Here is a 14,219-nt window from a genome sequence, read left to right on the forward strand (position 1 = left end):
TACGGGGCGAGCTGTGACTACGGGGTGAGCTGGGCCATCGCTTTGCGGATCCGTTTGTCGGACACCGGATAGCGGGTGCCGAGCTGCACTGCGAAGAGGCTGACCCGCAGCTCTTCCAGCATCCAGCGGATCTGCCGGGCCGCCTCCTCGTCGCGGCGAGCCGGGTGGAGGCGCTGCAGCGTCTGCTCGTACTCCTGCTCCAGCACCGCGACCTGATGCGACAGCTGACGGTCGCGGTTGGGGTTTTCGGGGAGCTTGTCGAGCCGGATCTGCAGCGCCCGGAGATAACGCGGCAGGTCCGCCAGGCGATGCCAGCCGGTCTCGGTCACGAACCCCGGATGGATGAGCTTGCCGAGGCGGTCGCGGATGTCGGTCAGCGACGGCACGAGCGTCAGGCTCGTGGTGCCGCGCAGCCGCCGGTCGATCTCGTGGGACTCGGCGAGGATCCGTTCGACCTGCGCCACGATCGCCGCCGTGGCGTCGTGGAGCTCGGCCCGTACGTGGTCGTAGAGGCGGGTGAAGGCCTCCTCGTCCCACGCCGGTCCCCCCGCCTCGGCGATCAGCCGGTCGGTGGCGGCGGTGACGCAGTCGTCGAAGAGCGCGGCCACCGATCCGTGCGGATTGTGGCTGAGGGCGAGCTTGCCTTGGTTGCTGAGCCGTCCCTGGATGAGCTTGACCGGGGACGGCGCGTTCACCAGGACGAGGCGCCGCGTGCCCCGCCACATGGCGCGGCGCTGCTCGGCCTCCGTCTCGTACATGCGCACGGCGACGCTGTCGCCCTCGTCGGTCAGGGCCGGATAGGCCTTGACCTCGTAGCCGGCCTGCCTGCGTTCATAGGTGCGCGGCAGCTCGCCGATCGTCCACTCGCGCAGGCCGGCGCGTTCGAGGCCGCCCGCCGACGCCGCCTTGGACAGCGTGCCGCGCACCTTGCCCTTGAGCTTGCGCTTGAGGGCGTCCAGGTCGCGGTCCTCGGCGAGCGTGCGCTTGCGGTCGTCGACGACGCGGAAGGTGAGGTGCAGGTGCGCGGGGAGCCGGGACAGGTCCCAGGACTCGCGGGCGATCGGCACGCTGCTCATGGCGGTGAGCTCGCGTTCGAGGGCGTCGAGGAGCGGCTCGGTGCGCGGCGCCACCCGTTCCAGAACGCGGCGCGCGAAGTCGGGGGCCGGCACGAAGTTGACGCGCAGCTGCTTGGGCAGCGAGCGGATGAGCTCGGTGACCAGCTCCGCGCGCAGTCCCGGCACCTGCCAGTCGAACCCGTCGGGCTTGACCTGGTTGAGCACCTGCAACGGGATGTGCACGGTGACGCCGTCGGCGTCGGTGCCCGGCTCGAACTGGTAGGTCAGGCGGAGGCGCAGCGGCCCCTGCTGCCACACATCGGGGTAGTCGGCCTCGCTGACGTCGTCGGCGCTCTGGTTGATGAGCATCGACTTCTCGAAGTTGAGCAGGTCTGGCTCGGTCCGGCGGGCCTGCTTCCACCAGGAGTCGAAGTGGCGGCCGGAGACGACGTCGTCGGGCACCCGTTCGTCATAGAACTCGAAGAGCGTCTCGTCGTCCACGAGGATGTCGCGGCGCCGGGCGCGATGCTCCAGCTCCTCGACCTCTTCGAGAAGCTCGCGGTTGTCCCGGAAGAACTGGTGGTGGGTCTCCCAGTCCCCCTCGACCAGCGCGTGCCGGATGAACAACTCGCGGGAGAGCTCAGGGTCGATGCGGCCGTAGTTGACGCTCCGCTGGGCCACGATGGGCACGCCGTAGAGCGTGACCTTCTCGTACGCGAGGACGGCCGCCTGTTTCTTCGACCAGTGCGGTTCGCTGTAGGTGCGCTTGACCAGGTGCTCGGCGAGCGGCTCGATCCACTCGGGCTCGATCTTGGCGTTGATGCGCCCCCAGAGCCGGGAGGTCTCCACGAGCTCGGCGGCCATCACCCAGCGCGGCGGCTTCTTGAACAGTGCCGACCCGGGGAAGACGGCGAACTTGGCGCCGCGGGCACCCAGGTATTCGTGGCCGCGCCGCCGTGGGTCCTTCTTGTCGGTGTCCTTCTTATCCGTGTCCATCAAGCCGATGTGCGACAACAGGCCCGCCAACAACGAGACGTGCACGCGGTCGGGCGGCGCGTCGGCGCTGTTGACGGTGACGCCCAGCGATTTGGCGACCTGGCGGAGCTGGCTGTGCAGGTCCTGCCATTCGCGTACGCGCAGGAAGTGCAGGAACTCGTTCTTGCACATTCGCCTGAACGCGCTGCCCGACAGCTCGCGCTGCTGCTCGCGCAGGTAATTCCAGAGGTTGAGGTACGCCATGAAGTCGGACGCCGGATCGGCGAAGCGGCGATGCTTCTCATCCGCGGCCTGCTGGTGCTCGGCGGGCCGTTCGCGCGGGTCCTGGATGGACAGCGCGGCCGCGATGACGAGGACCTCGCGCACGCACCCGTTCTTGTCGGCCTCCAGCACCATCCGCGCCAGCCGCGGGTCGACCGGCAGCTGCGCCAGCCGGCGCCCCAGCGGGGTGAGGCGCTTGCGCGGGTCGGTCTCGGTGGGGTCGATCGCGCCCAGCTCGTGCAGCAGATCGACGCCCGCCTTGACGTTGCGCCGGTCCGGCGGCTCGACGAACGGGAACGCCGCGATGTCGCCGAGCCCGAGGGAGGTCATCTGGAGGATGACCGAGGCCAGGTTGGTCCGCAGGATCTCCGGATCGGTGAACTCGGGCCGGGACTCGAAGTCCTCCTCCGAATAGAGCCGGATGCAGATGCCCTCCGACACGCGGCCGCAGCGGCCCTTCCGCTGGTTGGCGGACGCCTGGGAGATCGCCTCGATGGGCAGCCGCTGCACCTTGAGGCGGTGGCTGTAGCGGGAGATGCGCGCCGTGCCGGGGTCGACGACGTACTTGATCCCCGGCACCGTGAGCGAGGTCTCGGCGACGTTGGTCGCCAGCACGACCCGGCGGCCCCGGTGGGACTGGAAGACCCGGTGCTGCTCGGCCGCCGACAGCCGGGCATAGAGCGGCAGGATCTCGGTGGCCTGGCCCTTGCGGCCCTGGAAGTGCTTCTGGAGGGCGTCGGCCGTGTCGCGGATCTCGCGTTCGCCGCTCAGGAAGACCAGGACGTCACCGGGCGCCTCCAGCGCCAGCTCGTCGACCGCGTCCAGGATCGCCTGGATCTGGTCGCCATCGGACTCGGGACCCGCGTCTTCCGCGAACGGGCGGTACCGGACCTCCACGGGGTAGGTACGGCCGGACACCTCGACGATCGGCGCGCCGTCGAAGTGCTCGGAGAACCGCTCCGGGTCGATGGTCGCCGAGGTGATGATGATCTTGAGGTCGGGGCGGCGGGGCAGGATCTCCCTGAGATAGCCCAGCAGGAAGTCGATGTTGAGGCTGCGCTCGTGCGCCTCGTCGATGATCAGCGTGTCGTACTGGCGCAGCAGCCGGTCGGTCTGGATCTCGGCGAGCAGGATGCCGTCGGTCATCAGCTTGACGAGCGTGTCGTCGCTGGAGTGGTCGGTGAACCGGACCTTGTAGCCGACCGCCTCGCCCAGCGGCGTGGCGAGCTCCTCGGCGATCCGGTCGGCGACCGTGCGCGCCGCCAGCCGCCGCGGCTGGGTGTGGCCGATCGCCCCCCGGATCCCGCGGCCCAGCTCCAGGCAGATCTTGGGCAGCTGGGTGGTCTTGCCGGATCCGGTCTCGCCCGCGACGATCACGACCTGGTGATCGCGGATCGCGGCCAGCAGGTCGTCGCGCTTCTGGCTGACCGGCAGTTCCGGCGGATAGGTGACCGCGGGCATCGCCGCGCGCCGCCGGGCCACCCGCAGTTCGGCGGCGTCGATGTCGGCGGCTATCTCGCCGGTGACCTTGTCCCGCCTCTTGGCGTCCCGCATCTTCTGCGTGCCGTCGATACGGCGGCGAAGCCGATGCTGATCTCGCAGCATCAGCTCCGGCAGACGCGCGCGCAGATCGGCGAGCGGCGATTTCACAGGCGTCCTCATACCTTCGCTAAGGATATGGCTCTGGGTCGCAGGGCCCGCCCAGCGGGCGGACGGCACGGGCCGGCACCGGCCGGTCCCGCCGGTCGCCCTGCCTGCCGGCCCTCCCAGCGGGTCTCCCCGCAACCTTGGCACCGTAGCTCCCCGGGTCGCCGTGAGGCGATCCATTTTTCCGCGCGAGGGCCCGATGCCACCCGATGACCCCATGTCCAACATTTGCCAGAGCGTGCGAATTCCAGGACTTGATACGGACCGGCCTGCCCGTTGACCTGGAAAGATCCGCAAAAGGGACACTCCCGGCGTGACATGTCTGATCCCTCGAAAGGACTCCCCGTAAGGCAGCGAATCATTCATCATTGGCGACCATGGAGACTCCGCGTGCGGCTGGGCGGTACCGGATCGAAAGGCTCCTGGGTTCCGGGGGCTTCGCCGCCGTCTGGCTGGGCCACGACGCGCAGCTGGACGCCCCCGTGGCGATCAAGATCCTGGCCGACCACTGGGCGCAGCGCACCGACCTCCGCGAGCGGTTCGTGCAGGAGGCGCGGCTGCTGCGGTCGGTCGACTCGCACCGGCTCGTCCAGGTCTTCGACATCGGCGAGCTGCCAGACGGCCGCCCCTACTTCGTGATGAGCTACGCCGACAAGGGCACGCTCGACGAACTGCTCGCCGCCGGCCCCCTCCCGCTGAACGACGCGCTCAACCTGGCCCGCGAGATCGCCCACGGTGTGGCGGCGCTCCACGCCCACGGCATCGTGCACCGCGACATCAAGCCGTCCAACGTGCTGATCCGTTCCACCGACGGCGCCGACCGGATCATGATCGCGGACCTGGGCATCGCCCGGACCGACGACCGGCTGTCCAGCCTGACCCTGCCCGCGGGATCACCGGGCTACATGGCGCCCGAGCAGACCCAGATCGACGGCGCCCCGGACAGGCGTTCCGATGTGTACGGGCTGGGCGCCCTCACCTATCACATGCTCACCGGGCGGCCGCCCTCGGAGAACCGGCGGCTGCCGAGCGAGGTGCAGCCGACCATCCCGCACAACATCGACGCCGTGGTGCAGCGCGCCCTGGAGCCTGAACGGGAGCGACGCTGGGCCTCGGCCGCCGACTTCGCCCAGGCCCTGTCCCAGACGCTCGGCAAAGTCGACACCGACCCCCTGCCGCACACCCGGCCTGTCCCGAAGCGGCCCCGGCGGCGGCGCCGCCTGCTCTGGACGGCCGGCGGCGCGGTCGCGGCCCTGGTGCTGGCCACCGGCGGGACCGTGTGGATGGTCACCAAAGACGACGAGCCGGCTCCCGGCGCGTCCGCTCCCAAGAAGGAGCACGGCGCGTCCATGGGCGACCCGGGTGGTCGGTGGCTCCGTACCGACCGCGGCATCCCGCCGCAGTACCGGCGCCTGATCGTGCGCGCGGGCACCTGGTGCGAGGTCAGGGGGCTCAGCCCCGCCTTGATCGCCGCCATGCTCAAGGCCGAGAGCAACTTCGATCCCTACCTGTCGGATCCGAAGGCCGACGAGTACGGCATCGCCCGGTGGACGCCCTCGGTGCTCATGCACTGGCAGCCGGGCGGGTCCAACAACCCCGCGCCGCGGCCCGCCGACATCACCCCGGAGCTGTCCATTCCGGCGATGGGCCGGTTCCTGTGCTCGCTCGGCCGCCAGATCCAGAACGTGCCGGGTGATCCGGCGCTCAACCTGGCCGGGGTCTACCGCACGAGCGTCGACAGTGTGAAGAAGGCCCGCGGCGTGCCGCCCGCGTACAAGCCGTACGCCCAGAAGGTCGATCAATACCTCAAGGACTACCGCCCGAACTGAGTCCCGCCCGTGGTCACTTGCGCGCTTCCTTGGGAACGCGCTGCACCAGGCGGAGCGCCAGACCGGGGCACATGGCGACCGCCCGCCGCGCGTCCGATTCGAGCATCGCCGGGATCGGCTCCGTGGGGATCACCGGATAGTTGTACTCGTCCATCCGGACGATGCCGCGCAGGATGTCGGCGCAGAGCCCGTGCCCGTCGCAGCGGCTCCAGTCGACCTCCAGCTGCAGCTGCGCGTCCGTCTCCGCAGGCAGGACGCCGAGCACGGGGCGGCCACAGCCGCCGTGCGCCACATGCTCGGCGGCATCCGACTCGAAGACGTCCATCGCGGTCAGGACGAACCGCGACACCCCGTCCGGGTGCGCGCAGGCCCCGCGCCCGACCACCATCCGGGCGGCCTTGCGGACACGTTCCAGCGCGTCCGCCGCGTCCTGCCCTCCCGCCAGCGCGGAGAGCGCCCCCGCGACATCGGGCAGACCGAGTCGGCAGGGCCCGCACTGCCCTGCCGACTCGGCGGCCATGTAGCGGGCGACGCGCGCGACCTCCCCTATCGGGCAGGTGCCCCGGCCGAGCGGCATGACGATGCCCGCGCCGAGCGTCCCGCCCGCCTCCTGGAGGCTCACCCGCGACACCTGGGTACGGGTGGCGATGTCGCCGGTGAGCCAGGCACCGTGGTACCCGCCGACCAGCACGCCCTCCCCCGCACGGCTCCCGCACAGATCCAGCAGATGGGCCAGCGGCGCCCCCGCCGGAGTCTCCACGACCGCCGGGAAGCGCGCCGACCCCGTCACGGTCAGCAGGACGGTGCCCGGCTCCTCCGGGATGCCGACTCTCCCGTACGCGTCGGGCCCGAGCCCGGCGAGAACGGCGAGCTGCGCGTAGGTCTCCGCGTTCGACAGCAGCGTCGGGAGCCCGTCGACGCCGCGGGTGGAGGCATGCCCCTTGCGGCCGGGCGGGATGGGGCGGCGCCCGTTGATGCCGCGGACGAGCGCGCCGCTCTCCCCTGTGATGAACCGTTCCGGCAGCCGGACGACCCGGGCGCGCTCTCCCAGCTCCCGTTCCTGGATCGCCAGCTCCACCGAGGCGGCGGCGTCCTCATCGGTCACCCCGAGCACGATCTCGCGCGCCCCGAGCGCCGTGGCGGCCAGCGCCGCCCCGTCCAAGATCAGGTGCGGCGCGCGGCACAGCAGCACCTTGTCCTTGGCGCTGCCGGGCTCCCCCTCGGTGCCGTTGACGACCACGACGGTGCGCTTGCGGCGCCGCACCGCGCTGTTGACGACGGCTTGCAGCTTGCGGGCGAACGGGAAGCCCGCCCCGCCCCGGCCGCACAGCCTCCCCGCCTCGGCGAGCGCGATCAGCCGGTCGGACTCCAGCATCCGCGGTTCCGGGTGCAGGCCACGGTGGGCGTCCCAGTCGACGCGCCCGTCGCTTTCGAGGCCCCGGGTGAGCCTGCCCGGGCCGATCTGGCGGACAGCAATCTTGATCATGATGCCCTCCCCGTCCGCGGCCGCAGGAACGGCCGTGCGATCAGGGCGAGTGTCACCGCGGCCAAGCAGAGCGCGTAGGCCACCTTCACGAACGGAGCCGCCTCCCGGCCCGCCGACAGGCCGTGCCATATGCCCATCGGCCAGGCGACGTAGGCGGTCAAGTGCAGCAACCGCCACACCCACGGCCTGCCGGTGAGGGCGAAGCGCCCCCGCGCGATGCCGCTCGCGATCGCCACGACCAGCAGGTAGAACGCGACCGTCCCGAGCCCGTACGTCACCGAGGCCGAGAACGGCACGAACGCCTCCACCACGCCCACCCGATGCCGCGCCAGCTGCGTGGCCAGATGCGCCGCCAGCATCGAGATGGCGACGAAGGCCAGGGCCCGGTGGATGGACTGCGCGTGCACCCGGTGCCCCGGCGCGAGAATCCTGCGATCCGTCGCAGCCAGCCCGATCATGACCGTCAGGGAGAGCGTGACCAGCGCGAAGACCCCGCAGTAGAAGTCCAGGAACCGTCCCAGCGCCCGGCCGGCGGGACCGATCCAGCCCATGCTGATCGCCATGCCGAGCAGCCCGCCGACCAGCGCCGTCACCACCACGATCACGATCAGGCCGCCCGGCGGGCGCCGTCCGCGGCGCCTGCCGGGGCCACGCCGTGGCGACGAGCCCGTCCCCACGCCGAACCCTCGCGTCCCCTCGTGCGCGAGCCTGCGATGGTCGGGAGCCATCACCTCAGCCTCTCGGCTAGTCCCCTTGTGAACCCCTCGGCCAATTACGACGCGTCCCGTTCGGGGTCAGTTCGCCGGACGGACGTCCCACACGCGGATACCTTGACCGTAACCGGTCGTTCTCAGACCGTAACCCCGCTAAGGACAAAGTCTTTTCGCATTCGGAAGCCGTCCCGGAGGGCACCCGTCCGTCCACTCCGCGGCCCGAACACTGTAAGTATACAAAGCCTGACCTGGGGCGATACGGCCCGTGTCCGCCCCCGGCTTGACGATCATCGCCTGCGTCCCCATCAGGAGATCCCGCGAGGGGCTCAGAAAGAGTCGCCATTCGAGAACGCCGAGTGTCTCGGTCTTCTCGGTCATCGCCACCGCCAGCGCGGGCCGTCCCAGCGGATCCTTGACGGTGCCGAGGCTCCGCACCCCCGGGAGAGTGCCGATCATGCGGTAGATCGCGATCCGCGTCTCACGGGGCAAGGGCTGCGACTCCGCGTTCAAGAGATCGGCACCCTCCCGGAACAGCCACACTGCGGGGTTGTCCGGCAGACCGCCGTGGTCCCGCGCCCACGTCAGCATGGCGAGCCGCATCTTGAGCGGATCGTGCGGAAGGTTGCGGGCGTCGCCCTCATAGATGGCGTCGCCGGCGAGCTCGGGGCCCTCCGGCGGGTCCTGGACGGCCACCCCCATGTCAGGGTCGGGGTTCTCGTTCGGCTGCGGTGAGCCGTCCCGCCGGTACGCGACGGCGTCATCAGCCGTGAGCGGGGTGAGCCGCGGCGCATTCCAGTTGGACACCCCGTCGCCGTCCCGCCGGTCTGACGGCTGCCAACCCTCGATGGCATGCGTCGCCACCAGCGCGTAGCGGTTTCCCCTGTGGTCCCGCTGGAACACGTGCCGTACCTCGCCTTTCGTGTGCCAGAAGCGCCCACTCGCCGGGGCCTTCTCGGCACGCTGCGCGGCGGCCAGCATGATCGCGTGTGCCTCGCCGCTCGTCACCAGCGTCTGCCTCGGAATCGATTCCGGACGGAGCAGCCCGAACACGACCGCCGCCCCCGCCACCGGAAGAGCGACCAACACCCACCACCGCCGGCTCCTCGACCGCCTTGCGAGAATCTCCCTCCGCAGCGCCTCGGCCCGCTCGGTCGTGTCCCCAAGGTCCTCGACACGCACTGGATTGGCCGCGGCGATCCGGTCCATCAGCTCCTGATCGTTCATCATGCCTCCTGGACGGCTTCGTGGACGGCGAGCAGGGCGGCGAGCTTCTTGCGCGCCCGGTGCAGCCGGACTTTGAACGCGGCGACCGAGCACCCCAGCGCGGACGCCGCCGATCGCTGATCGAGCCCCTCCCAGCTCACCAGGAGAAGCGCCTCCCGATCCCGGGCCGGCAGTTTGCCGAGCGCCGCCATCAATTCCGCGTTCTCAGCGACTCCGGCCGCGTGGTCGGCGACCACGCCCTCGCCCTCCGCCGCGACACGTCCCGCCACCCGCACCTGGCGCGCATTGGACCGCCGCTCGTTGGCCAGGCAGTTCCAGGCAGTCCGGTAGAGCCATGGCAGCGGCTCCTCAGACAGCTTCCCGATATGCCGCCAAGCCGCAGCAAACGTCTCGGCCACCACATCCTCAGCCCGCGCCGTGTCCGTCCTCCGCAGTGCATACGCGAGCACCTGGGCATGGTGCCGTCGGAACAGCGCCGTGAAGCGCTCCTCATCATTCACAGGCAAGGCTCCTGCCGCCGTCGTGTCCTGTTGTCCTCTCCTTAGGTCCGGCAGACCAGCGGAGGTTACACACGACGGCCGGGCCAGCCGCTCCAGAAGACAGACTCCAGCGCCCACGACCGACTGCCGTCCAGCATCGCCAGAGGGATTGAAAGATTCCCCCGGCCAGAACGGGGTTAGAGGGCGCGGACAGCGGCGAGCAGTTCGCCCCACGAACGCGGTGAGAGAGTCAACACCAAGCCGCCGTCAGGACTCTTGGAGTCTTGGATGTAGACGTGCGACCCCATGGTGGTGACCTCCACACACCCCTGCGAGTCGCTGGCCGAGGCCTTGCGCCAGACGACTTCGCGCACACCGCCCGCAGCAGAAAGCAGGATCCCACGCCTCCTGATGGCAAAACGGGACGGTTCAGGTGTCTCCACGCATTCCTCCATCAGACCGGCACAGCCCACTGCAGATGACTACCCTCTGTCATCAACGTTCACACCAGGTGATCGGGTCGCCAGTCACGAGACTTTGGCGATCCATGGGGCTGCCGCGACGCAGGGGGCGAATCCGTTTTTTATCAAAGGTGACGACCAGCCTGCACAGCTTTCAACGACCGGGGCATCAAGGTTCCGGCTTGCGCGAGGCGCCGCTACGCAGAGTGACGGATGACTATGCCTGCTCCATCGTGCCGATGATCTCCTCAATGAAGGCGATCGTCTCGTCGGCCGGGAGGACGAGCTGCCGGAGATTCTCAAAGGCGACCTTGTAAGGGGCGATCAGCGGAAGCCGCTCGGTCACCAGGTCCGATCCGCGGGCATTCTCAAAGAACATGACGTCGCCGAGCCTGCTGTCAACGAATTCGAGGATGGTGAAGTGCCCCATCATTCCGAAATGTGCGCCGTTCTCGAAAGGAATGACCTCGACCGAGATTCTGTCTTCGGACATCATCTCAATGATGTGCCGCAACTGACGCGGCATGATCCCGGAGTCGATCTGCCCGCCCACCCGGCGACGCAGTGCCGCCTCATCGACGATCACCAGCAGTTCCGGCGGGTCGGGCCGGCCGAGGACACTCTCCTGGCGTTGCATTCGCACTTCCACGACGATGTCACGTTCAGCGTGCGAGTCGACGAATTCGATGGTGAGCGCGTTGGCGTAGTCTTCGATCTGCAGAAGTCCCGGAATCACCAGAGGCTGAACACTTCTGATGACGGAGGCTCCGGCCTCATATCCAATGAAGTCCAGGTATTCTGACGACATCTCGTTGCGGTAGAGCGACCACCATCCCCGCTGCCGGCCACCGCGCGCGAGTTCGGTCATTTTGGCCACTTCCGGGTCTTCTTCTGAGAGGCCGTAATAACGCAGGAGGGCATGCAGATCGGTGGTCGAGATGCCGACCGTGCCGCCCTCAATCCGGATGAGTTTGGACGGTGACCAATCCAGGGCCGCGGCGACCTGCCCCTGGGTGGATCCGTGGGCCAGCCGGAGCCGCTGGAGTTCGCTGGTCAGAATCGCCCGCTGGACCACGGGCCCTGGCCCGGAAGGCATCGCCATGCCGACCCCTAACTCATCGAGTAAAGATCGAATTCTGATCTCCAGCAGACGGACACGTTGCGGTTGGCCGTCCTTCGAGACGCCTTGATTAAATCAGCGAGATAGCAGGGTGCCAACACCCAAGAGCAGGATCCAGCAGAATGCGAGCAGGACATGCACGAACACCGGAACGCCAACTGGCAGATGGCCTGGACGCGTCGGGACGCATTCTTTCGGCAACATCTTTACGCGCTGCCGCACCTCCAGCACCATCGGCCCGATCAGGCGCTTTTGTCGCGGCTACCGGGCGTGACGGGCGGCAGGAAGCCTGGTCCCACTGTGCCATGTATCGAGTTGGCAAGGGATCAAAAGAATTCTTCTATCTGCGTGTCGGCAGATCAACCCCAGCGGAATGCCAGGAAAAGCTGAAGCATAATGTCGGCAGACCCAGAAGCGCCGGCGAGGTCCCCGCTGCCACGAGAACCCCGCCCAGGAAGACCGAGGAAACCCTCGCGCAGAAAGGCTCTCGACCTGTGATGAGCATACGACTCAGGGGCCATCGGGCAACACCTACAGCAACGATCGGTACACTCCCGCAATCCCCCGGACTTATCCGGGAGGTCGAGGTGTTCGCGCCTCGGAGTTACACTTCCCTGCTCGCTCTCGACATCATCTCGTTCGGCTCGCCGTATCGCGATGAAGGAATTCAGCGCGGGCTGCGTCACGTGATGTACGAGGCGGTGCAGGAGGCGTTCTCGATGACCCGGCTGTCCTGGCCGGCGGTCCACCATGAGGATCGGGGCGACGGGATCCTGATCGTCCTGCCACCGGCGGTGCCGGCGTTCCTGCTCATGGATCCGCTCGCCCACCATCTCAAGGCGGTTCTGCGGCGGCGCAACATGATGCTCAGCGAGGCGGCCCGGTTGCGGCTGCGGGTCGCCGGGCATGCGGGGTTCGTGTTCGTGGACGAGTACGGGGTGGGCGGCCGTGCCGTGACCCATCTCTTCCGGATGCTGGAGGCCGCGGACTTCAAGGAGGCGATCGACCTCGCCGGGACGGATCTCGGGCTCATCGTCTCCGATGAGATGTACAGGGAGGTCACCGGAAACGGGGCCTACATCGACCCGGAGCGGTACCGGGCCCTGCGGGTGAAGTGCAAGGAGACCGTGGCCGACGCGTGGCTCTGGCTTCCGCCACGCGTCCGGTGCGAGTGTGGCTAGGCGACGGGGACGGGAGTGCCGTCGCGGGCTGTCAGTGCCGCGTAGTGGCCGTCGTGGGCCAGGAGTTCGCCGTGGGTGCCGCGTTCGGCCACCCGGCCGTGGTCGAGGACGATGATCTGGTCGGCGTCACGGACGGTGGAGAGGCGGTGCGCGATCGTGATGGTGGTGCGGCCCTCGGCGAGGCGGTCGATGGCCTCCTGGACGGCCTGCTCGGTCTGGGTGTCCAGGGCGCTGGTCGCCTCGTCCAGCACCAGGATCGGCGGGTTGCGCAGGATGGTGCGGGCGATCGCCAGGCGCTGCTTCTCGCCGCCGGAGAACCGGTAGCCGCGTTCGCCGACCATCGTGTCGTAGCCGTCGGGGAGGCTCATGATGTGGTCGTGGATCTGCGCGGCGCGAGCGGCGGAGTGGAGGTCCTCGTCGGTGGCGTCCGGCTTCGCGAAACGCAGGTTGTCGGCGACGCTGGCGTGGAAGAGGTAGGTCTCCTGGGAGACCACGCCGACCGCGTTGGAGAGGTCTTCGAACGACAGCTCGCGGACGTCGACGCCGTCGATCGTGATCCGGCCGGTGGTGGCGTCGTAGAGGCGCGGCACGAGGTAGCCCAGGGTCGTCTTGCCCGAGCCGGTCTCGCCCACGACGGCGAGGCTCGTGCCGGCGGGGACGACCAGGTCGAGGTCTTGCAGAGCCGGGGAGCCGTCGTAGGAGAAGCCCACGTGCTCGAAACGGACCTCACCGCGGACGTTCTGGATCGGCGTCGGCTTGGCGGGCTCCTCGATGTCCGGCCGCAGGTCGAGGTATTCGAAGATGCGGCTGAACAGGGCCAGAGAGCTTTGGACTTCGACGCCGGTCTGCAGCAGCATCACCATCGGGCGGAAGAGAGAGGCCTGAAGGGTGGTGAACGCCACCAGGGTGCCGATCGAGATCAGCGGCCGGCCGCCTGCGGCGGTGAGCCCGGCGGCCCAGTAGATGATCGCGGGCATCGCCGACATGACGATGCCGATGGTCGACTGCCGCCAGCGCCCGGCCATGCTCGACCGGATCTCCAGGTCGACCAGGTCACGGGACTCGGCCGCGAAGTCGTCGGTCAGCGCGCGGGACCGTCCCATCGTCCGGCCGAGCAGGATGCCGCTGACCGAGAGGGACTCCTCGACGATCGCCGACATGGCGGCCATCTGCCTTTGGCGTTGGCCGGTGATCCGCTTGCGCTCCTTGCCGACGCGGCGGCTGATCCAGACGAAGAACGGCAGCATGAGCAGGGAGACGAGGGTGAGCCGCCATTCGAGGACCGCCATGGCGATGAAGGTCGCGATGACCGAGGTGAAGTTGGAGACGAGCGAGGTGGCGGTCGAGGTGACCGTGGACTGCATCCCTCCGATGTCGTTGGCGATCCGGGACTGGACCTCGCCGGTCCGGGTCCTGGTGAAGAACGAGAGCGGCATCCGCTGGAGGTGCCCGTACACGGCGGTGCGCAGGTCGTGCATGACCCGCTGCCCGACTCCGGTGGAGATGTAGGTCTGCAGCACCCCGAACGCGCTGGTGGCGATCGCGACGGCGACCATGCCGATGACGAGCGCGCTCAGCAGTCCGGTGCGACCTTGCGGCAGCGCGACATCCAGCACCTCGCGGAGCATGAACGGGGAGGCCAGGGAGACCAGCGAGGACAGGCCGACGAAGAGGGCGACGACGGCGAGCCGGCCGCGGTAGGGGCGGAACAGCCGCAGGATGCGGCGGACCTCTGGTGACGTGGACTGCATGGGCGGCTCCTCGGTA

At 68.9% G+C, this 14,219-nt stretch carries 10 protein-coding genes; 2 read left to right on the forward strand and 8 right to left on the reverse strand.

Features of this window, described 5'->3' with window-relative positions; genetic code table 11:
• Window positions 1–17: 17 nt before the first annotated feature.
• Window positions 18–3,974 carry an ATP-dependent RNA helicase HrpA gene (gene hrpA, locus F8566_RS21780; RefSeq protein WP_151562692.1) on the reverse strand — a complete coding sequence of 1,319 codons (3,957 nt, stop codon included), beginning with the start codon at window positions 3,972–3,974 and terminating at the stop codon, window positions 18–20.
• A 362-nt stretch (window positions 3,975–4,336) separates the two neighbouring features.
• On the opposite strand from hrpA, the gene F8566_RS21785 reads away from it, so the two are divergent.
• Window positions 4,337–5,788, forward strand: a complete 1,452-nt coding sequence (locus F8566_RS21785) for a serine/threonine-protein kinase (protein WP_151562694.1) — start codon at window positions 4,337–4,339, stop codon at window positions 5,786–5,788.
• A gap of 13 nt (window positions 5,789–5,801) precedes the next feature.
• On the opposite strand, the gene F8566_RS21790 is transcribed toward F8566_RS21785, so the two are convergent.
• The 6 genes from F8566_RS21790 to F8566_RS21815 all read right to left on the reverse strand — a co-directional run bounded on the left by F8566_RS21790 (window position 5,802) and on the right by F8566_RS21815 (window position 11,253).
• The gene (locus tag F8566_RS21790) at window positions 5,802–7,274 is read right to left on the reverse strand and encodes an NADH-quinone oxidoreductase subunit NuoF family protein (protein ID WP_151562696.1); all 1,473 of its coding nucleotides are present in this window, start codon (window positions 7,272–7,274) and stop codon (window positions 5,802–5,804) included.
• Window positions 7,271–8,002, reverse strand: coding sequence for a hypothetical protein (locus F8566_RS21795; protein WP_151562698.1), 732 nt, complete (start codon window positions 8,000–8,002; stop codon window positions 7,271–7,273). Before F8566_RS21795 ends, F8566_RS21790 begins: the two co-directional genes overlap by 4 nt.
• Window positions 8,003–8,140: 138 nt before the next feature.
• Window positions 8,141–9,214 carry a hypothetical protein gene (locus F8566_RS21800; protein ID WP_151562701.1) on the reverse strand — a complete coding sequence of 358 codons (1,074 nt, stop codon included), beginning with the start codon at window positions 9,212–9,214 and terminating at the stop codon, window positions 8,141–8,143.
• Complete coding sequence (locus F8566_RS21805; RefSeq protein ID WP_192809796.1) at window positions 9,211–9,711, reverse strand: RNA polymerase sigma factor; 501 nt, start codon at window positions 9,709–9,711, stop codon at window positions 9,211–9,213. Before F8566_RS21805 ends, F8566_RS21800 begins: the two co-directional genes overlap by 4 nt.
• 176 nt (window positions 9,712–9,887) lie before the next feature.
• Entirely contained in the window at window positions 9,888–10,133 is a 246-nt protein-coding gene (locus F8566_RS21810; protein WP_225993394.1) for a DUF397 domain-containing protein, read from the reverse strand.
• Window positions 10,134–10,368: 235 nt separating this feature from the next.
• Window positions 10,369–11,253, reverse strand: a complete 885-nt coding sequence (locus F8566_RS21815; protein WP_225993395.1) for a helix-turn-helix domain-containing protein — start codon at window positions 11,251–11,253, stop codon at window positions 10,369–10,371.
• Window positions 11,254–11,858: 605 nt separating this feature from the next.
• Between F8566_RS21815 and F8566_RS21820 the strand changes: the two genes are divergently transcribed.
• A complete protein-coding gene (locus F8566_RS21820; protein WP_151562707.1) occupies window positions 11,859–12,452 on the forward strand; it encodes a hypothetical protein in 594 nt (197 codons plus the stop codon).
• Here the strand turns inward: F8566_RS21820 and F8566_RS21825 are convergent.
• Entirely contained in the window at window positions 12,449–14,203 is a 1,755-nt protein-coding gene (locus tag F8566_RS21825) for an ABC transporter ATP-binding protein (protein ID WP_318836430.1), read from the reverse strand. The genes F8566_RS21820 and F8566_RS21825 overlap by 4 nt on opposite strands.
• Between the last annotated feature and the right edge of the window lie 16 nt (window positions 14,204–14,219).

This window comes from Actinomadura rudentiformis, assembly GCF_008923185.1.
Taxonomy (GTDB): Bacteria; Actinomycetota; Actinomycetes; order Streptosporangiales; family Streptosporangiaceae; genus Spirillospora; species Spirillospora rudentiformis.